This window comes from Enterobacter sp. PL_is379 (assembly GCF_055817355.1).
On the sequence record NZ_JBVPGT010000028.1, the window covers coordinates 19,173 to 39,355 of the forward strand.

The 20,183-nt window shown below is 49.3% G+C and carries 22 protein-coding genes and 1 pseudogene; 6 read left to right on the plus strand and 17 right to left on the minus strand.

Annotated elements, in window-relative coordinates; translation table 11 throughout:
• Nucleotides 1-9 precede the first annotated feature (9 nt).
• From AC0TOY_RS10825 to AC0TOY_RS10875, 11 genes are all read right to left on the minus strand, one after another.
• The gene (locus AC0TOY_RS10825; protein ID WP_047958756.1) at nt 10-201 is read right to left on the minus strand and encodes a hypothetical protein; all 192 of its coding nucleotides are present in this window, start codon (nt 199-201) and stop codon (nt 10-12) included.
• Between the two features lie 192 nt (nt 202-393).
• On the minus strand, nt 394-1,227 hold the full coding sequence (locus tag AC0TOY_RS10830; RefSeq protein WP_343582231.1) for an antitermination protein Q: 834 nt from the start codon (nt 1,225-1,227) through the stop codon (nt 394-396).
• The gene (gene rusA, locus AC0TOY_RS10835; protein WP_343582477.1) at nt 1,224-1,586 is read right to left on the minus strand and encodes a crossover junction endodeoxyribonuclease RusA; all 363 of its coding nucleotides are present in this window, start codon (nt 1,584-1,586) and stop codon (nt 1,224-1,226) included. Before rusA ends, AC0TOY_RS10830 begins: the two co-directional genes overlap by 4 nt.
• A 2-nt stretch (nt 1,587-1,588) precedes the next feature.
• Nucleotides 1,589-1,795, minus strand: a complete 207-nt coding sequence (locus tag AC0TOY_RS10840) for a hypothetical protein (protein ID WP_343582230.1) — start codon at nt 1,793-1,795, stop codon at nt 1,589-1,591.
• Nucleotides 1,786-2,397: a DUF1367 family protein gene (locus tag AC0TOY_RS10845; protein WP_473721822.1), complete on the minus strand. Its 612-nt coding sequence runs from the start codon at nt 2,395-2,397 to the stop codon at nt 1,786-1,788. The genes AC0TOY_RS10840 and AC0TOY_RS10845 overlap by 10 nt, the downstream gene beginning before the upstream one ends.
• A gap of 39 nt (nt 2,398-2,436) precedes the next feature.
• Nucleotides 2,437-2,691, minus strand: a complete 255-nt coding sequence (locus AC0TOY_RS10850) for a hypothetical protein (protein ID WP_104950854.1) — start codon at nt 2,689-2,691, stop codon at nt 2,437-2,439.
• Nucleotides 2,692-2,785: 94 nt separating this feature from the next.
• Nucleotides 2,786-3,010: a DinI family protein gene (locus tag AC0TOY_RS10855; RefSeq protein ID WP_104950853.1), complete on the minus strand. Its 225-nt coding sequence runs from the start codon at nt 3,008-3,010 to the stop codon at nt 2,786-2,788.
• Between the two features lie 259 nt (nt 3,011-3,269).
• Complete coding sequence (locus tag AC0TOY_RS10860; protein WP_343582228.1) at nt 3,270-4,457, minus strand: OmpP1/FadL family transporter; 1,188 nt, start codon at nt 4,455-4,457, stop codon at nt 3,270-3,272.
• A gap of 30 nt (nt 4,458-4,487) precedes the next feature.
• The gene (locus tag AC0TOY_RS10865; protein WP_343582227.1) at nt 4,488-6,101 is read right to left on the minus strand and encodes a mechanosensitive ion channel family protein; all 1,614 of its coding nucleotides are present in this window, start codon (nt 6,099-6,101) and stop codon (nt 4,488-4,490) included.
• Nucleotides 6,102-6,217: 116 nt separating this feature from the next.
• Nucleotides 6,218-8,194, minus strand: coding sequence for an alkyl/aryl-sulfatase (locus tag AC0TOY_RS10870; protein ID WP_473721823.1), 1,977 nt, complete (start codon nt 8,192-8,194; stop codon nt 6,218-6,220).
• 423 nt (nt 8,195-8,617) lie between these two features.
• Nucleotides 8,618-8,836: a hypothetical protein gene (locus AC0TOY_RS10875; protein ID WP_473721824.1), complete on the minus strand. Its 219-nt coding sequence runs from the start codon at nt 8,834-8,836 to the stop codon at nt 8,618-8,620.
• 434 nt (nt 8,837-9,270) lie between these two features.
• On the opposite strand from AC0TOY_RS10875, the gene acuR reads away from it, so the two are divergent.
• On the plus strand, nt 9,271-9,927 hold the full coding sequence (gene acuR / locus AC0TOY_RS10880; RefSeq protein WP_047651451.1) for an acrylate utilization transcriptional regulator AcuR: 657 nt from the start codon (nt 9,271-9,273) through the stop codon (nt 9,925-9,927).
• 62 nt (nt 9,928-9,989) lie between these two features.
• Here the strand turns inward: acuR and acuI are convergent, their stop codons facing one another.
• From acuI to AC0TOY_RS10910, 6 genes are all read right to left on the minus strand, one after another.
• Nucleotides 9,990-10,973, minus strand: coding sequence for an acrylyl-CoA reductase (NADPH) (gene acuI / locus AC0TOY_RS10885; protein WP_047651450.1), 984 nt, complete (start codon nt 10,971-10,973; stop codon nt 9,990-9,992).
• Between the two features lie 334 nt (nt 10,974-11,307).
• Nucleotides 11,308-11,607 (minus strand): putative quinol monooxygenase, encoded by a 300-nt coding sequence (locus AC0TOY_RS10890; protein WP_047651449.1) that lies wholly within the window; start codon nt 11,605-11,607, stop codon nt 11,308-11,310.
• 107 nt (nt 11,608-11,714) lie between these two features.
• The gene (locus AC0TOY_RS10895) at nt 11,715-12,401 is read right to left on the minus strand and encodes a replication protein P (protein ID WP_473721825.1); all 687 of its coding nucleotides are present in this window, start codon (nt 12,399-12,401) and stop codon (nt 11,715-11,717) included.
• Nucleotides 12,398-13,315, minus strand: a complete 918-nt coding sequence (locus AC0TOY_RS10900) for a replication protein (protein ID WP_454070866.1) — start codon at nt 13,313-13,315, stop codon at nt 12,398-12,400. Before AC0TOY_RS10900 ends, AC0TOY_RS10895 begins: the two co-directional genes overlap by 4 nt.
• An 84-nt stretch (nt 13,316-13,399) precedes the next feature.
• Nucleotides 13,400-13,951, minus strand: a complete 552-nt coding sequence (locus tag AC0TOY_RS10905) for a toxin YdaT family protein (protein WP_473721826.1) — start codon at nt 13,949-13,951, stop codon at nt 13,400-13,402.
• Nucleotides 13,952-13,953: 2 nt separating this feature from the next.
• Nucleotides 13,954-14,181, minus strand: a complete 228-nt coding sequence (locus AC0TOY_RS10910) for a transcriptional regulator (protein ID WP_076770047.1) — start codon at nt 14,179-14,181, stop codon at nt 13,954-13,956.
• Between the two features lie 105 nt (nt 14,182-14,286).
• Between AC0TOY_RS10910 and AC0TOY_RS10915 the strand changes: the two genes are divergently transcribed.
• The 5 genes and pseudogenes from AC0TOY_RS10915 to AC0TOY_RS10935 all read left to right on the plus strand — a co-directional run bounded on the left by AC0TOY_RS10915 (nt 14,287) and on the right by AC0TOY_RS10935 (nt 20,178).
• Nucleotides 14,287-14,673 carry a helix-turn-helix domain-containing protein gene (locus AC0TOY_RS10915; RefSeq protein ID WP_054803286.1) on the plus strand — a complete coding sequence of 129 codons (387 nt, stop codon included), beginning with the start codon at nt 14,287-14,289 and terminating at the stop codon, nt 14,671-14,673.
• A 101-nt stretch (nt 14,674-14,774) separates the two neighbouring features.
• Nucleotides 14,775-16,211, plus strand: coding sequence for an ATP-dependent nuclease (locus AC0TOY_RS10920; RefSeq protein ID WP_076770048.1), 1,437 nt, complete (start codon nt 14,775-14,777; stop codon nt 16,209-16,211).
• 376 nt (nt 16,212-16,587) lie between these two features.
• Nucleotides 16,588-16,743: pseudogene (locus tag AC0TOY_RS10925) on the plus strand (hypothetical protein); the annotation flags it as partial.
• Nucleotides 16,736-16,900 (plus strand): YdaE family protein, encoded by a 165-nt coding sequence (locus AC0TOY_RS10930; protein ID WP_473721827.1) that lies wholly within the window; start codon nt 16,736-16,738, stop codon nt 16,898-16,900. The pseudogene AC0TOY_RS10925 and the gene AC0TOY_RS10930, both read left to right, overlap by 8 nt.
• Nucleotides 16,901-17,040: 140 nt before the next feature.
• Nucleotides 17,041-20,178 carry a RecE family exodeoxyribonuclease gene (locus tag AC0TOY_RS10935; RefSeq protein WP_473721828.1) on the plus strand — a complete coding sequence of 1,046 codons (3,138 nt, stop codon included), beginning with the start codon at nt 17,041-17,043 and terminating at the stop codon, nt 20,176-20,178.
• The last annotated feature ends 5 nt before the right edge of the window (nt 20,179-20,183 follow it).

Sequence of the window (20,183 nt, forward strand, 5' to 3'; positions counted from 1 at the left end):
TGAATATATTCATCTAAATGGTAGAGGGAGAGGGCCTTCAATCACCTCAGCTTCTCCGTTGTCGCAGATGTCGTCACCCTGTGTCAGATGCCAAATACCATTAAAAGTAAGTCCCGTCTCAAGGTCTTCAGTAACGCCATTGCTGAAGTAAGCAACCTGAATCCTACCGTTGTGCTGAATCCAGTAGAAACCTTCTTCCATATTCCCTCCTGCGTTGTTGGGGAAATTATAAGTCACCGCAGGGTTGAATGGTTTTAGATATTCTTAAGTCGCTATTAAGCAAAAAGCCCCACGGAGTTAACCGCAGGGCTTTAAACGAAGGCAATAACCCATCGTTAGAGGAAAATTACCACAGATTCGGGAAAAGTAAATAGCTCACGATAAAATAACGCCCTATTTTGTTATCTGCTTCAGCTGCGCATCAGCCCAGGCCTCTTCGATGTCAAACTTGGTGATTAGCTGATCGTAGAATGGCTTAACAGACTTCTTCCAGGTGTCGAGGCTGATTGCATCCGTTATCTGGCACACCGCGGCGTAAGCCTCAGTTGATGGAATTCGCTCAAACCCTCGCCCACTGCAGCGCTTGCAATCAGCCAGTACCGGAACGCCCTGCTGCTCTGTAAGAGTCTGATTAACAGCTTTCCCGCGGCCATGACAATCTTTACAGGCACAGCTTACTACCTTCTTCCCCTTACACCGAGGGCAAAGAACGCGCGCTACCTCCCTGACCTGTCTATGCACCTCATACTCAGAAGGACGAATATTCTCCGCGCCCATGTGCAAAGACATCTTCACGAACTTCTTCTCTTTTGCCGGAGTATGAGACTTCATGCTGAAAACCTCAGCGTCGATAAACCCTTCCCCATTGCAGCCATCGCACTGCTTCACGCTGGCGGCGCTGCGGGAATAGTCCTCGAACGCGAAGGTGGCCAGCTGATGCATCACCAGTGGCTTAACCCCGGCACCCAGTTTGCGCAGTGCAGCAACCCGGTCGCACTTGGTCAGCGCGTAGTGGGCCAGCAATTCGATCGCCCTCACCCGGTCGTTGTTGCTGATCCCCATTTTCCCGAGAAAGGCGCTGTAACCCATGGCGGCCCGTTCCTGCGTCATGCCCATAGCGACCATAATATCCGTCCCGGTTAATGAGTCTGACGCCGTTGCACGCGGAGAATGACTAATCATTGTCGATTTGGCGAAGTGATATTTGAGGGTGTTTTCAAGGTTCATGCGGTCTCCAGCTCGGTAATGGTGAGTACTAATTTCCCGCCTTTAACGACAGGCATTTTCACAACGCGATAGTCGACAACCTGGCAGTCATCCAGCCAGAACCGCGCCCTGGTTAAAGCGTCAAAAGCTGCCTTCTGCAGGTTATCCAGATCGCGGCGCCGGCGGTCGGGCATGTGACATTCAATACGGATTTTGAGTGGTGCGGCCGTGCGGATATTAAGTCGGGCGCTTCGAATGACACTTGCGACCGTATAACGGTACGCAACGCCATCAGCGCTAATGTGTGTACGCCCGCGGTTGTGCCGGTAATACCGGTTATTGCTCGGCGGCCAGGGCAAAGTGATTTGATATGTCTTCACGTTCACTCCCACATCCGGTTTCGCCATCGACTGTCCGGGCGGGCTGGTGAATTTGAAGTCGGAAGGAGTGCACTGACAGTCCAGGTCACGTAATCCGGGTTAAGGCTGCGCTCAACCCGAACGCCGCGCGCTTTGTAACGCTTAACCAGTTCGTCGGCTTGTTCGCTACTGCAATCGGTGTGGTTGAACCAGGTTTTCTTCATCCCCATTCCCCCGCAAAGCCAAGCAGCTGCGCGGCGACGTTTTCAGCCTCATCGCGACTGCGGAATGAACGGGACAAGACCCAGCGCCATAGAACATCGAGCGCAGCTTTATAGAGCTGCTGGAATTCCGGTTCGTCCATGTTGGCGAATGAGATGCTACGAGGATGCTTTTTGAGCGTTCCGTCAGGTAGCTGAATGGCATCAAAGTGCCCTGCCTCGACTATCACCCATGAACGGTAAGCATCGAAGGATTTGCACAGGCTAATGCCATTTGTTACGCGCCGGTAAGCAACCTGTTCAAGATACTGCTCAGCAGCATCGATAAGAGCGCCCTCATTCCCACCATACGAAGCCAGGAACCTGGCGTAGCCGGTGATCAGCTTCCGCTCGTTACTCGAGATAGCCCCGCCGGTTGGTTCCCAGTATTCAAAGCCGAGATTGAGAAGCGCGAAAAAGCGCCGATGGAATGCCGGGTTACGTACCCGCCTGAACTCGGCAACAAGAACATCGCCGAGCCGAGTATTTGATTGCAGGATATCGCTGGTCTCGGGCGTAGCCGGGATCAGTATTCCTGAGTGGTGTTTGATAAGTTGTAATTCTAGCGCCATGGTTCTCTCCGTGGCGCATCAGGTATAGGGTGTTCAGGCCTATGAAAGAATAATATCAGACGGTGGTGTAACTCGGTACCCCAGTCGTTTTGCAAATTGCATGAACCCGTTGAGAGTGAATATTTCTTCCTCTTCAAGTAACGGTCGTAACGAAACTATTCCATTTACTCGATAAACCAGATATCTGCCCTCAGCCGGGAAGCTATAGATAACTGCTTTATCGGCCCTTCTGACCACGTCGTACCATTGATCATCTGCATTAAAGGCATCTGCACTACACACTATTTCCCCCATAGCGACTAATTGACGCGGTAAACAGTAATCGGGAACAGCCAGGGGAACGCAAACAGCGATACTCTTTGAAACTGCTCCAGTGAAATTCAAGCGATTAATAAAACCACTCGTCCGCGCTTTCCCAGGTCTCCTGCACGATATGTTCGATCTCTTTTTTGTCGCCTCCGAAAACAGTCAGCCCATCATTGCTGGCACGCTTGATCGTTAGCTGACAATTATCAAACTGCTTGCTGAGCCTTTTGAGCAGTTCAGACTCGAGTGCAGGTATAGCTCCATCAGGAAGTTTCTTCATGCGATCAATGGTTAACTCGATTTTCATTTTTCCCTCCGCAATGAATTACTGTATGCATGTACAGTACATTTATAAACTTATGTTGCGGATTTTGCAACGTTTTAGGAGCACGCTATGCAGAAGAGCTGGCTAAAGCGGCTAGCTGGACACTAAGTAACAGCTATTACAATACGTTAAACTTACGAGCTACCGAGTTAGTTCCCTAATCTAATCGCCACGATTTTAATAGAAAAAAGGCCTGCACTAACCGGTGGCAGACCTAATCAAAACTTTTCGAGGCGAGTATTTAAAATTGATAACTGTAGTTCAGGCTGGCAAACCAAAGATAAGGATTATCATAGCTACCTTTGAATTGCTCCGGTGACTGGACCCGAGAAGACTGCATATTTAGGTATGATACTGCAAAACCAATATTACTTTGTGGTGTAATTTGATATTGCGCACCTGTTGCAAATCGCCATTCATCACCTGTAGGTAAGGAAAGTGCCACGTCATTCTGGGATTTATAGACTGTGCTGTCAAAAGCCACACCGGCGTTAATGCGCCATAATTCGGTAGGGCGATACTGTAACCCCAGCGCGGTATGCCAGGAATCTTTGAGACGGTTTTTCCGATTTGCATCTTGCCCGGCGACAGAAACCTGCGGACTGCCAAACTGACTCCAGTCCTGCCAGCCAAGGTCACCCATAATTGACCATGTCTTATTGAAATCATGCACCAGACTCAACATTATCTGCTGAGGTGCCCTGACCTGCGCTGAAACAGGAATTTCATATTCAACGTTGGGTAAGTTTGGGAAGCGAGCTTTAGCATCTATATTAAAGTCATAGTCTGTTTTGCTAGTCCAGGAGATTCCCGCCCGAGTTTTATCGGTGAGCTCCATTAATAAGCCCAGACGATAACTCAGCGCCCAGTCATGATCATTCTGTTTTTCATCTTCATTGTCGACATTACGTGTGAGAGAAAGGAATCCGTAATTGACATTGACTGAACCACCAACTGATACTCGTTCGCTTAATTTATAGGCTAAAGACGGACTTAAAGTCATTGCAACCATGGTGCTCTTTTTTATGAGACGGTCGCCAGCCCAGTTACCAAAATCAATCCCCAGCCCGTAATTGCCATATAACCCCAGCCCGGCATACAGTGCATCATTGAGTTTCTGTGTATAAAAGGCGCTAGCATTTGGAAAAAACCGCATGATATCGCCAGGATTTTTACGTCCACTATCATCATCAAGGTGATAGGAAATATCTCCATCCATTGCCTGTAATCCGCCTGTAAACATATGATCAGGTAGCCGCGTCATTCCTGCCGCGTTAGTCACTATGGTAGAGGCGTCCTGCGCGCGCGCAGCTTGGCCAGCACCTGCAAGCGCAGTATCTTCAGTCCCAATTTCGTAAAAATAGAGTGCGCTGGCCTGTGTCGCTGGAGAAAGAAAAGCAAGTAGAGAAAATAACGTCGATTTTTTCATATGCCATCTGCCTGTCTTTAATGGTCAGTATTATTTGTCGCGTTCTGGTGCAACAGCGGGGGCGGGATACCAGTTTTCTTTTGCGACCACGACGCTTCCTTCAGGCTGCATGACAAAGTTGGGCGACATGATCTGCACATTGAATTCGTTGAATACATCCTGGATATTACTGAACAATGCGTTTCGCGCGATGGCCAGTGACACATCGTTTTTTAGCCTGACCTGAAGCTCATAGGCTATATACCAGTCCATCAGAGCCAACTGGCGCACCAGCGGCGCGGTCGTAAGATCCACGAATTCTGTTCGCTTAGCTGCCAATTCAAGCATGGCATGAACCTGCCGCCATGGGGTGTCGTACCCGATGGTGACGCTTACGGTTAAGTTGACACTGCCGTCGTTATTTTGGGCACTGAGGTTCGTTATCTTTCCACTCACTACGACAGCATTAGGTACTGTCACTACATAGTTTTCGCGAGTTATAATTTTTGTGGCGAGCATGCCAATTTCGCTCACCTTTCCTTCGTTATCCGCAACACGAATGACATCTCCTTTGCGCAAGGCGCGTGAGTAAATCAGCACCAGGCCACTCATAGCGTGATTCATCACCCCAGCAGACCCCAGCGTCAGCATGAGACCAAAGAAGACACTTATACCCTTAAAGGCCAGTGAATTTGCGCCAGGAAGAAACGGATAGGCTGCTGAGAGAGCAAATAACCACACCACGACCGAGAGGAGTTTCCTGGTCGCCCCGACGGTTTCAGGATGCAGACCGGGGAACTGTAAGCGTCCCACCTCGACCTGGTTGAGTGTCATTTTCAATAACTTAAGAATAAAAGCGGTGATGATGAAAATTATCAAAACAATCATCAACCCCGGCAAAGCTGAGACAATGGATAAGAAAATCTGACGAACAACACGCAGGGACCAGTCTCCCAACGATGTTGCCCAAACCCGGGTCCACGGGAAAAGACTAAACGCCCAGCTAAGCCAGACATAAAAACCAATGATTCCCAAGAAAATCATCAGCAAGGCATATAAACGAGCTTCAACAGCCCCTATGAAACGCCGCCAGGATTTGGGGATCCATCCACGATTTTCTGCAATCCGACGACGAAAGTAGTTCTTGACCCTGCGCCATGAGCGCCACGCCACCCAGGAAAGCAGTAAATAACCCGCCAACCCCACAGTGGTTTTCAATGTGGAAAGTGCAAGCCAACCGGAATCGTATTGATCGTGAAGGGAGATGCGTTGCGCCTCCATTCGCGCCAGCACGCGTTGCGCGGCTTGATCCAGAGTCAGGTCATCACCCTCATCAAGGTCTGCCTGCGTCAGCAACATTAGCGGCTTGCCATTCATTAAGAACAGTCTCCCCTGCTGGTTATAACGGGTGACGGGGACAATTTTTATTGGCTCACGGACATCCGCCTGGGTGAAATTACGCAGAGTATTGTGGATGCGTAAAACTCGTTCTTCCGGCGTTGTCTGACCAAACTTGGCCTGCAGCATGACGATAGGAGTGTGGAAGATATAAAGCGTGCGTGCTCGATCCTGCTCCGTCGGTTCCTGACGGGGCTCAGCAGCGAAAGTTAAACTGACGGCGAAAAAGAGAAAACATATCAGCAGAGCGAACCTTATCCCGTTCATATTTACCTGTGATTTGTGAATGAGCAATTTTCACCGAGCAGTTAAATAGCAGCATGACTAATGCTAACTACTGGAATAAATTCCCCTGCGAGAGAGACCTCCCGCAGGGGAAAGTTTTAAGGCGTAACGATATTGAACCAGAAATCAAATTTATCCATATACCCGAGCATAGCGTCGAGTTTCGCCCCATCACCTGAAATTTTCACATCACCGCTGTCCTGGGCCTGCTTGAGCGTGACCTCTTTCAGGATAATTTTGTTAAGCGTGTCGCGGTTAAGAGTGATGGTGGCGTCGGCATCTTTAGCTTCGGCGTTGGCTGTGTGGTTCAGCACCCCGTTCTCCAGCTCGAGCTTGTACTTGCCACCATCGTTGCCCAGATCGATGTTAAACACCGATTTGGCATCCCCTGCTTTTTGACCGTTGATGTGTACGGCAAGGTAGTCGAAGAACATCTCTGGCGTCATGGCGCGAACAGTATCCGGGCTGGCGGTATTCGGCGTTGGACCTTTCACCACGCCGTTACGCAACTCCTGCGCACCAGTCAGGTAGAAGTTACGCCACGGACCAGATTCAGCCTGATAGCCAAGCTGTTCCAGCGCATCAGCTTCCAGGTTGCGTGCCGCCTGGTTGTTTGGATCGGCAAAGACCACTTTGCTCACCACCTGCGCCACCCAGCGGTAGTTCCCCTGGTCGAAGTCGGTTTTCGCCTTGTTCAGGATTGCATCCGCGCCGCCCATATACTCTACGAATTTTTTCGCGCCTTCTTCAGGTGGCAGCTCATCAAGTGTCGCCGGGTTGCCGTCGAACCAGCCCAGATACAGCACATAGGTAGCTTTTACGTCGTGGCTGACTGAACCGTAATACCCGCGGTTTGCCCAGGTATGCGCCAGTGAGTCCGGAAGCTTGAAGTTGGCCGCAATTTCATCACGGGTTAGCCCTTCATTCGCCATTCGCAGCGTCTGGTCGTTGATATAGCGATAGAGGTCACGCTGACTTTTCAGCAGTTTGACAACGTTTTCGTTGCCCCAGGTCGGCCAGTGGTGCTGTGCCATGATGATTTCAGCTTTGTCACCCCAGCGCACAATTGCCTGGTTGATGTATTTCGACCACGGCAGCGGCTCGCGGATTTTGGCTCCACGCAGCGAGTAGGTGTTGTGCAAAGTGTGGGTAACGTCCTCAGCTGATTCGATGAGTTTTTTCTCTTCGATATACCAGAGCATTTCTGAAGGCGCTTCAGACCCCGGCGCGAGCATAAAGTCGTAGGTCAGGCCGTCGATAACTTCTTTCTGGCCATCTTTCTCGATAATATTGGTCGGAGCAATCAGCGTCACTGTCCCTGCAGAGGTGGTGGTCCCAAGACCGGCCCCCACCTGACCTTTAGCATCTGGCTTAAGCAGGTTGCCATACATATAGCTGGCTCGGCGGCTCATTACGTTACCCGCCATAATATTCTCGGCAACGGCCGCTTCCATAAATCCGGCGGGCGCATAGACCTTCACTTTACCGGCTTTAACATCAGCTTCATCCACCACGCCGCGCACACCGCCATAGTGGTCAACGTGGCTATGGGTATAAATAATGGCCACAACAGGTTTCTTGCCGCGATTTTTAAAATAGAGATCCATCCCGACCTTCGCCGTTTCTGCCGAAACCAGCGGGTCAACAACGGTGATGCCTTCTTTACCTTCGATGATTGTCATATTCGACAGGTCAAGATTTCGGATCTGATAAACACCTTCAGTGACCTCAAAGAGACCGCTAATATTAATCAGCTGTGATTGACGCCATAAACTGGGGTTGACTGTGTCGGGGGCTTTATCGCCTTCTTTAATAAAGGAATATTGTTGCGGGTTCCAGATTACATTTCCTTGCTCCCCCTTGATGACTTCCTGAGGAAGTGGAGCGATAAACCCTTTATGGGCATTGGTGAAATCAGTGTTATCGGAGAAAGGAAGTTGATTATATAAGGCATTGTTAGCTTGTTGCGTAGGTGCTGTTGCTTCTTTCGATGGCTCAGCAGCTAAAAGAGGCAAACTAACTGAGCCCAGAATACCTGCCAAGGCAAGGCTCCTCACTATCATGTTCAATTTCATCAAAACCTCTCGACGTTCTGCTGCATATGTTGGGGTTTGTAAAAAAATGATTTAATGAAAGAAATCATGAATAAATATAATTCGCGTTGCATTATCAGCAAGTTTCAAACCGCATTATAAAAAGTTGAATTATCTCTGAAATAAGCTACGCACAATCATAAAGCAAGTAAATAATTCGCAACCGCCTGTTATTTAATGATTTCCATTCGTAAAAACTGCACAATTTTAATCGAATACATGTTTGAAGGTCTCGCTTTCAACCATTCGCACTACATTTAATTTAAATTTTATTAATTAAAAATGTGACTAAACACATGTTTTTGTGTCGAAAAAGAGATACAGAAAGGATGGAGTGCTGGATTTCGGATTCTCAGATGTATGTATGTGAGGAGTGTATTTGTAATCATTCTTATTCAAAAAAATCTAAGCCTGCATCCCCTTCCCCCTTGCCAGGTTAATTCTGTCAACGCATTCCCTCAATGCTTTGACTTGCTCCGGAGAGAGTTCAGTTTCATCAATTGTGGCCAGAAGATTGTTGAGGGAGCGCTCAATATCGTTTTTAGTCAACCGTAAACAGATAACCTTAATCCAGCGTGGGGAGAACTTGCTGAGGCCGATTGCTCTTGTGATGCGTAGTTTCATGAGATGCCTCTTACCACCAGTGGTGGCGATTTGTAACTCGTTTATAACACACAGTGGAGAAGACTTATGTGATTATTTCGCCATAGAAATTTCTAAGGGTCGTTTAGCCTGAGCAATCAGGCTTTCAGGAAACATCGAAGTTGGTATTCCAGCATGTCACACAAGCGCCTCGTCATAACCCGAAGCGGCTAAATCATGTGAAGGTGCTTTTACAGTCATAAATAGGCTGGGATGCCAGCTTTGCGCTAGAAGCGGACAAAGCGAATTCGTCATTGCACTGGGTTAGCAGGTTTACTTCAACGGCCTACTATGCAGGCACTGCTCCTGCCCAAGAGGTATATGAGACCACCTCATCCCCGTCGGGGATAAACTTATTGAAGCTCCCATTGAAAATAACTTATTCTTTTCCGTCAATGAAATGCAGGAGACGAGTCATGACTGGCGAAATTCGCAGACGAGGAAGGCCACGAAAAACAGAAAGTACCTATGCAGATACCCGTAATGACCTGATCCGCAGTGGACTTGAACTGCTCACGCAGAATGGTTTTCTTTCGACGGGAGTCGATGCCATTGTCAAAAATGCCAGTGTCCCTAAAGGCTCATTTTATTACTATTTTAAGAGCAAAGAGGAATATGCCCAGACAGTTCTGAACGCCTATGACAGTTTCTTTGTGCACAAACTCAAAAAACACCTTCATGGATCATCCAGCCCACCAATGGTACGTCTGGAAAATTTCATCAACGATGCCTGCGACGGCATTAAAAAGTACAATTTCACCCGGGGCTGCCTGGTTGGCAATATGATGCAGGAGAGCCCGGGGCTTCCACTATCCTTTATTAAACAGCTTCAGGATATACTTGAACGCTGGCAGGCAATTGTGGCGTCCTGTCTTTCCGATGCGTTATCCTCTGGCGATATCTGTTCCGATATGAACGATACACAACTGGCGGCCATTTTCTGGAGCAGTTGGGAGGGTGCCGTGATGCGTGCCAAACTTTATTGTTCAACCCAGCCTGTGTACGATTTTTGGAGCTATTTCAAAACTTCAGTACGCTATCAACCCTCTAAGGATACGACGGTTAAACAGTAAAAAAGGGGCCGCGGCCCCTAATTGTAATTATCCCCCCCAGGCCGAGCCTGGCTTCCATCTCATTAGCTACATTGAATTACTGCCCGGCCACGAATTCCTCCACTCAGAAGTTTTTCAGCCACATTTATAGCGTCACTGAGCGGGTAAATGGTGGTAAGGCTATCCAGTCTGGACTCTGGTAAATACTGTACCGCTTGTTGCCAGATCGCTGTTCTTTTCTCTTTTGCGAACATGACACTGTCAATCCCTTTCAGCGTGACAGCACGCAGAATAAACGGAGCCACATTGCCCATCAATTCCATCCCCTGAGCCATGCCGCAGGCTGCAACAATACTGCCATACCGCACCCCGGCGCAGGCATTGCAGAGTGTGTGGCTACCGACTGTATCAATGGCGGCAGCCCAGCGTTCTTTTTGTAACGGTTTTCCAGGGGAGGCAAGCTCGGAACGATTAATAATCTCCTCTACACCGACCGTTTTATAAAGCCAGGCAGCTTCTTCAGGTCGACCAGTAGACGCGGTCACGCGGTAATCCATCGACGCTAGGATCATGGCCGCAATGCTCCCGACACCTCCACTGGCACCAGTAACTAGTACCTGACCATCTTCAGGCTTAATACCATGATTCAGTAGTGCGTCGACACACAGCATCGCGGTAAAACCTGCTGTTCCGATTGCCATTACGTGTTTGCTGTTTGAGCCAGCCGGCAGCGGCGTCAGCCAGTCTCCTTTTACCCGTGCTTTTTCAGACAGTCCACCCCAGTGTTTTTCCCCTACACCCCAGCCTGTCAGGAGAACCTTATCTCCGGGCTGATATTCCGGATGTGAACTGGCGGACACCGTACCGGCAAAGTCAATGCCTGGCACCATTGGGAAGTGCCGGACGATTGGGCCACGGCCCGTAATGGCCAGCGCGTCTTTGTAGTTGATGGAGGAATATTCAATATTTACCTCAACATCCCCCTGCGGCAGCTCACTTTCAGCAATTTCAACAAGTTGCGCACTATAGCGTTCATCTGCTTTGTTTATTAATAAAGATTTAAACACTTTCACCTCGTCTTTTTGGCGTTTACCGTTCAGTTATTAAGTCATGTACAAATAATATTGACCGATCGTCTAATAATCAACACTACTATCCTGATGTTTTGCCAGCAATCAAGAATTATTATTTATTTCATGAACATAAAACGGTCTATCTTGATCAGCATCAAGCTGGATTCAGATTGATCTGGTACAGATGGGAAAATGAGCATCTCTTAAATATACACAGCTAATGCTTCAGGAGACGGCTGATGATGAGATAAAGCAACTGAGCTTCAATGAGTTTGCCCACACCGGACCTTCCGTCTGTCAGAAGACCGTTTCGTGCCAAAAGCTAAACTTATCTCTCAGGATCCACCTGTCCATCCATTAGTATGTACTGCGCTGCTTTACGCGCGTGTTGATCAATCAAAGGAACAAGCCGAGTGAAATGCTCACTGGCGCAATGTGCATCGAGTGCCGCCCGGTCAGGCCATTCCTCAATGAAAATAAAATGCCCCGGATCCTTTTCATCTCGATACAAATCATAAGCAATACATAGAGGCTCTCGTTTCGTTGTCGCAATGAGCTCACGGTATAAAGGGAGGACGGTTTCAACGCATTCGGGTTTGATAAAATCTTCGGCAATGACCTTTAGCATGCGAATTCCTTTAGAAAAAATGGCTAGGGTTTTGATGGATAATGCCAGCATGAAGGGCTATTTCAAAAAGAATGTTCGCTCCTCGCTCATAACGAACCATTTCCTCACTATGCCCTGCCATCGGCTTTCATCCGCTGATATTTAGCTTTCAAAAGCTCTGCCGGTGTCGGCCCCTTCGGCGATACCGGCGCGGCCAACGCCCGCCGTACAGGCGGAATCGGCTTACCGGCCAGCACGCGCTTTTCCCACATATCCAGAATATCGCTGGCTTCACGCTCGAGTTCTTTATGGCTTAGTTGGCCATCGGTTCCGCGGCGCCTCAGTTCGAGACAAATGTGGTAGTAAATCGGCTTAGGCCACGGATACTGCTCACTGCTCGGGTAACGGAACACCAGCTTGCGCCACTTCCAGTATTCAGCCATTACGTCAGCGGTGGTGATCCCCAGCACGCTGCACCCTTCCCTGCACCACTTGATGAACTGGCCTGGCGAAGGCAGAAAGGGACGCTCCTGGCGACGCACCATTCGCATGCCGGCCTCAACCTGCTCCATGCTGGTTATCCCGTTTTCTTTGAAAGCCAGCACCCACTGGCGGCGGATCTCATTCACCTCTTCCTGGCTGCGATTAACCAGGCTTGCTGGGAACGCAGCTGCCAGCTGTACGAATAGCCCGTTGATAATCTGCGCCACCTGCTGCGTTTGTTCGCGTTCGGTGTACTGCTCAGGAAGGTTGTGCACCACGCGCCGAGCCTGTTCCCGGTCAAAATTGCGAATGCTCTCGGCAAAGTTTTTCATTCCAGCACCCCGTCAATCCAGTCGGTGTTATGCAGGTCAATGCCGCCCCGGGTAGGTTTTGCCGTTCCGGTTGCACGCATCCGTTTGGTGGTGAGCTGATCCCACTGTTTGCGAAGACTCGAGGGACTCAGGATGTTGTCTTTCCAGAACTCATCCAGGTTGGCCCACTGGAACAAGTCACAGATTTCGTAGTGAGTACGCTTGTCCTGGACACGCATAAGCCTGATGGTGTTTGCCCATTCAGCCCAGTTTGGTTCAGATAGCGATGCGTTGACGGTGAGAAGCCTGTCGAAAATCCAGCGTGCGGCCTTGAGGTCGTCAGCGGATCCCCATGATTTACCTGCAGGGGTGTATATCCCGGCGGCTGCTTCTGGATGGCGTGAGAGAAACTTTTGAGTTTTCTGGTTTCGGGATTCGTCAGAATTCCGAGACGAGGATATTTTAATATTGTTCTTGTTATAGTCTTGGGTGTCTACCGTTTCCGGGAAGCTTTTTCCCGTTTTCGGTAACACTTTTCCCGATTTCGGGAAGATTTTTCCCGTTTTCGGTTTGTCTAAAATCCAGGCAGAAAGGTCAGTATTTATACCGACCGTTTTCATCACGCCCTGCTTCTGACTGAAGATGATTTTGCGTTCTGCAAGTGATTTGAGCGCATCAGAAACGTGGGAATCACTCAGCCCTGTAAGCTCGGCGATCACCGTGTTCGTAACGCGGTCCTGTTTCTTGTTCCAGCCGTAGGTAAGCCAGATCACCGCTTCAAAACATTGCCACTCCCGGCCTGACATTCTCAGACGAGGCTTGAGCTGTTGGATCTCGTTAGCGACCTTGGTATACCCGTTCGACAGGTCGGCCATACGACCTCCCGGTTGTTCGGTTCTGTGGGGGAAATTGATAATTTCAGCTGTGTTTGACATACTTAGCTCCGCAATTACACTCCGTTTTTGCACCTGAAAGCCGTTGGTGTTCGAGCACCACGGCTTTCGCCTTTTCTGAAGTCTTCATATCGCCCCCAACATGGTTGTGACCATCGCCAGCAGCGGCGCAGTAAGGTCCGGATCGACACGGAACATTTCGAAAATCCCCTCTCCTAACTCCTTCAGCTTTTCCTTCTTCGGTGCATCGAGCATCAGAGCTTGCTTCGCCTCACTCACCTCTTTTTCCAACCTGGCCATGCGGTAGTCAAACGAGTCGTTTTTAACGACACGGTCGCGGTATCGAAGCGGTAAGACAGACATGATCGCGGGCACGAGTTGTTCGACGTTCTTTCGGTACGATGCGGAGTCTTCTTTGTTGTCGAGCCAGCGGAACAGCTTCACGTTCCAGACATCGGCCTGGCCTGAGAAATCCACACCATCAAGTTGAAGTTTTTCCGCCGCTTCTTGGATTTGAAGCGCAACAGCTACGCGCCCTTCTGCCGCTGCCCACGCCCGGACTGCAGAACAAATATCTCGATGATCAATATCCCGCTCTGCCGATTCGGTTTGATGACATGGGAATATCAGTGGATTAGAGCAAGCTCTGCTACTCTGTTGAAATGAAAAAGTTTGCATTATTAAGGCTCCTGTTTAGGTAAACCATCAGTGGGATTTGGGTAGAGATCTGGGCGTAGTTCGTGGGGTGTTACACCTGTAGCTGTATAAATTTGCAAAACACGATCGGCGGGAACCACACCTTGGTAACGGTTTTTCCATCGGCTAACCGACATTGGCTTAATCCCAAGCATACTGGCGAGATTTGTTGCAGTACCTGCTGACTCTATGGCTTTTTTTAACCCGTTCATCGTCGTCTCCTATTAGATTGCACATGAAATTAAGCCTTAGACTTAACCTCAAGTCAAGTCCAGGACTCATTTTCAAGTTTAAGCAAAAGGCTTATTCTTTTATCCATGAAAGAGAAAAACGTACTTAATCCGACACTTGTCGATCGCCTTTCCGAGCTGAATGGTCGGGGCATTACTAAATCCGATATGGCCAGGATAGCTGGGGTAACGCCACAATCAGTTAATGGCTGGTTTAAGAAAGGAGTGATTAGCAAGAAATCCGCTCTTGCTGTTGCTGACGCAGCGGGTGTTTCCGTGCCGTGGTTGCTCGGTGAGGATGTCGGCGAGAAGGATGGTCTGAAAGCTGATGAACAGCGTTTGCTGGAGCTCTATCGTCAACTGCCGGAGGAAGAACGAGAGAATATGCTACGCATCTTCTCGCTTCGCCTGAAGGAACTTGATGAGCTTTATGAAAAGTATATGAAGGGGCGTATCCGACCCCAGAAGGATTAAGTTTTATAGATTTTACGGAGTTAGTATTTTTTCTCGATTCACGAAGACTGTTATCACCGCAATTTATTCTGGGATTAAATAAAAATATTATAGAGGACAATATGGCAATTTCTAAAGAAATGAGGAAGTTGATTAACAAGTGGAAAACGGGTAACTCATGGCCTAAACGTCTTGAATGGATTGAAATTCAAGGGATACGTGGCTGGTCAGGTCAGAGGGTTGACGTGCAATTCCCTATTGTTGCTCTAGTCGGTGAAAATGGATCTGGTAAAAGCACGGTGTTGCAATGTGCAGCCTCAGTTTACAAAGATGTTAAAAAAAGATATGCCTCCTATTATTTCCCAGATACTCCCTTCGAAAAAATTGAAAATGCTTATATCCGATTTTCATATAAAGAAGGAGCTAACTCATTCGTTAAATCTATTAGAAAGCAGACCACGAGATGGCGAGGAAACCCTGAACGGCCTGATAGAAGAGTTGAATATGTTGACCTCAGCAGGTTACAACCAGTAAACGCCAGACTAGGCTATTCCAAACTTTTAAAAAGCGGTGTAACTGAAGGCGCTCATGATGCGTTTGATCAACAAAAGCTTGATAGACTCAATAACATTATGGGGAAGTCTTATGTCTCAGCAGGGCTTTCGATAACTAATTCTGATGCAAAAAGGCCTATCACTGTAGTATCAAATGGCGAAGCAAGATACTCTGGTTTTCACCAAGGGGCCGGAGAGATTACTGCCGCCGAACTTTTAGCAGCTGATTATCCAAAGTACGGAATCGTGTTAATTGATGAAATTGAAACGTCCCTTCATCCAAGAGCACAACGCCGGTTAATGCGTGACTTGGCACACGTGGCCCGGGAAAGAGAATTACAGATTATTATAACAACACACTCCCCATATATTCTTTCCGAGCTTCCTCCTGAAGCTAGAATATATTTGATGAATGGTGTCGAAGGTCGGACAGTGGTAACAGGTGTTAGTCCCGATTTTGCAATGACTAAAATGGATGAAGAAAATCACCCTGAGTGTGATGTCTATGTTGAAGATGTTGTTGCAGCAACATTAGTATCAGAAATTATCGCGTCCTCGCAAGAAAGGGAGCTTCTTTCTAGAGTAAAAATCATACCATTTGGTAGTGCATCAGTTGGCATGGCCCTAGGTCAAATGGCGGCCAATAAAAGGTTCCCTCGCTCTTCAGTGGTATTTTTAGATGGTGATCAGTCTCAAGCGATAGGATGCAAGATATTGCCTGGCGATGACGCACCAGAGATCGTTGTTTTTGAGGCACTCCAAGATATTGGTTGGCCCGGTATATCAGAAAAAATCAGTAGAAAACCGTCAGAATCAATTGATGCACTGAACAATGCAATGACCAACTCAGATCACCACGATTGGATTGATTATGCTGCAAACACGCTAAATATCGGCGGTGAAATTCTATGGCATGCATTATGTACATCATGGGCTATTAACTGTCTTAATGATCAATCTAGAGACGTTGTAGTCCAGTCGATTATCGACGCAATTGAAGAATGACCGGGTAGACCCGGCACACCTTGGGCTACAGTGCCACTAAACAAGTACATCCAGAGTCTAACCCGGCCTTCGCGCCGGGTTTTTTGTATTCCTAAATCGCCAGCTTTAACCACAGACAATGATTTCCCCATCGTGAACATCTCGATCCCGACCAAGCGTAGGGATTTTCATTCCTTAAAATTACAGCACTCATCACGATTAAGCCTAGAACTTAAACCCTGATTTAGCCCAAAGCTTGACACGCATTAAGCCCAAGGCTTAATATGCTATTACCAAGACGCACTACGAACCACCAAGGCAGGACGCCCACGAAGTAGCCGCCGACGGCATACGAAGAGTCGGATGAGGTGGAGAGATTAACGCGCATCAGGTGTAAACGTTCCGCTGGCCGGCGATAAGGCAAACGAGGGTGAGAATGATTGATTTCGCACGCAAACCAGGACGGCAGCAGGCTGTAAAGCTGAACTTCTTCGAGGTGATTCTTCGCCGCCTGTGCTACCTGCTGGCGCAAAAGGGGAATCCAGATGTGTAACTCAACGAAATGCGGGTACTGCGGCAAGCCAGTTAAACCGGAGAAAGTAGTCAAAAGTACCCTTCTCTATCGCAACGGCGCACAGCTGGCGCGCAAAGATAAAGAATACTGCTCTGAACATTGTGCTTCGTACGACCAGATGGCCCACGAGGCATAACGTAAAAGCCGCGCAAGGCGGCCCGTACGTCCGGTGCTCCCGACCAAAGTTACACCGGAAAACTACTTAAAAAACCAAAGTTCACCCAATGGGCGCTATCTCTGGCCCGGGGATCTTACATCCAAAAAAGAGGATCTCACATGGAATTTTTCTATGTAGTTAAGGCTACGCAGAAATCTGGCAAAGAAGACGCAGTGATTTGGTTCACTGCTAAATCAGAAGCCCGTGCCAACCTGCAGCTAGATGTTGAGCTGGAAGATGCTGGTATTGAAACCGGACGCGGTAAGGATTACGCCAAACCTGTTCGCACCGATTTCCCTGTTTACAACGATCTGCCTGAAGAAAGCACCGTGGATTACACCTGGTGCAAACGCTACGAACTGCAGGACAATGGACGCACCTGGCTGCCAAAGGCTGGTGCTCAGTCGACTGGTGACGTGGACAGCACTGCCGCACCGGAAACGACCGTTAAAGTCGAAACTACCGTCGAGAGTGTCCCGCTTGAAAACCGCACTCCATCTGTCCGGTATGCCATTCATCTGACCAGCGAAAAATATCAAACGCATATCAGCAAAGAGCAGCAGCTGGCTGCCAGCGAAATGTCACTGGATGAAGGCAACACCTATCTCCAGAACCTGCTACAGGCGAAGAACGATATCCCTGAAGTTGACGAAATCAGCCTGAACGCTGAGTGGAAAATGGTTCAGGCGATCAAGCAGGTATTTGCGCCAGATGAAGAGCACGAAGTAAAGCTACTTGCTGCTTTCATTGCCGACTGGTTGAGAGTAGATGCAGGTGACCGCAATCAGTTAGTTGAAGAGTGGAGAAGCGGAAAGCTTGCTCTTCTCAAATCAGAAAGCACCAGCGACGCCGACGTTACAACTGGTCATGATCTCAAGCCTGATAACGGTATTCAGATTGACGAGAATGATGACGAAACCACACGTTATCCAGTCGTTCGTATGCCCTTCCGCAAGCAGCTACTCGCTCAGTTTACCGCCGACGAACTGCGCCACCACTTAACCCGCGAAAAATACGAAGGTATCAGCGCGCTGGAGATGGACACTGACAACAGCCATGTCCAGAACCTGTTACTGGCGGCAGAAAACTGCGAAGAGGTTAAGGGTTACGATACCAAAGACCTGTGGCGCTATACCGATGCTATTCGCAAAGTGTTCAGCCAGGAGAAGCGTCACGAACTCGCTTTGGTTCTCCGTTTTACCCGAATCTGGGCGGCGACCGATTACATTGACCGCGGCATTCTCGTTCGCGAATGGGCTGCAGGTAATCGAATCAGTAATGTTCAGCGCACTGACTCCTGTACCAATGCAGACGGCGGCTATGTAACGGATCGCGGCGAAGGCGCGCACCACACTCTGGACACTCTCGATCTTGAGATCGCCTGTGCCCTGCTGCCTATGGATTTCCATCACTTTGAAATCCCCTCAAGCGTTTTACGTCGTGCCAAAGAAATCGTGGCTAAGAAAGAAGAGCCATGGAAGTCATGGAGCGCCATCCTGCGTAATCAGCCCGGCATACTGGCGGTGAACCGTGCGGCAATCTTCAATCTGATCCGTATCGCACCAGAGAACATCCACCACACGCCAGCGGCGCATCTTGAGTTCGTGAATAAAACCATGACGGCTGAATTTAACTCTGCTGTGGAATTACTGCCGTTGCCTACTCCTGTAGTTGAGACTGAAGCCCCAGCTGAACAACCGCAGGTTGAAAATCTCGGCAGCGGCGTGTTCTCCATCGATGGCCTGATGGGTGGAAATACCGACCCGGTCATCAATACCTCCTCAAATGAAGTCGAAAAAACGGAAAACACAGCGGAGACCACTATCGATGTGCAGATGGAAAAGACTCAGCCAGAGAAAGTCGAAAATACTGATCCGGTACAACCAGGCGAAGGCGCTGATGCAGCTAATACGCAAGCAGTTACCATAGCGCCGGAAGAGCAGCAGTCAGAGCCAGTAATCGAATACCCGGCTTACTTCGAGCCTGGCCGCTACGAAGGTCTGCCGAATGATGTTTATCACGCAGCAAACGGCATCAGCTCAACCCAGGTGAAAGATGCCCGCGTCAGCCTGATGTATTTCAATGCGCGCCATGTGGCTAAAACCATCCCGCGCACAGCTTCCAAAGTGCTGGATATGGGGAACCTGGTGCACGCCCTTGCATTGCAGCCGGAAAACCTCGAAGCAGAGTTCAGCGTAGAACCTGAAATCCCTGAGGGTGCTTTCACCACCACCGCAACTCTGCGCGAGTTCATCGAAGCTTACAACGCCAGCCTGCCGGCGCAGCTAAGCGCTGACGAGATTAAAGCGTTGCTTGAACAACATAACGCATCCCTTCCTGCTCAAGTGCCGCTTGGCGCGAGCCTGGAAGAAACGGCTCAAAGCTATATGGTTCTCCCTGCTGAGTTCCAGCGTATTGAAGAAGGCCAGAAGCAGACAGCAACGGCAATGAAGGCGTGCATTAAAGAATACAACGCCACCCTGCCCGTGCCGGTTAAAACCAGCGGCAGCCGTGATGCGCTACTCGAGCAATTAGCGATCATCAATCCTGAACTGGTGGCGCAAGAAGCGCAGAAACCGACGCCGCTGAAAGTCTCCGGCAGCAAAGCAGACATGATCCAGGCGGTTAAATCAGTTAAGCCCGATGCCATATTCGCCGACGAACTGCTGGATGCCTGGCGCGACAACCCTGGCGAAAAGATTCTGGTTACCCGCCAGCAACTGGCCACAGCGCGGGCAATTCAGTCAGCACTACTAGCGCACCCGACCGCGGGCATGCTGCTGACACATCCAAGCCGCGCCGTAGAAGTGAGCTATTTCGGTTTCGACGACGAAACCGGATTGGAAGTGCGTGTACGCCCTGACCTCGAGATTGAACTGGACGGCGTGCGCATCGGTGCTGACCTGAAAACCATCAGCATGTGGAATGTGAAGCAGGAAAGCCTGCGCGCCAGGCTGCACCGGGAAATCATTGACCGGGACTACCACCTCAGCGCGGCTATGTATTGCGAGACCGCGGCGCTGGACCAGTTCTTCTGGATTTTCGTCAACAAAGACGAGAACTACCACTGGATCGCCATCATTGAGGCATCCATCGAACTGCTGGAACTGGGCATGCTCGAGTACCGCAAAACTATGCGCGCCATCGCAACCGGCTTCGACACGGGCGAATGGCCAGCTCCGATCATCGATGATTACACCGACGAACTGAACGACTTTGACATGCGCCGCCTCGAAGCGCTGCGCGCTCAGGCTTAAGGGGG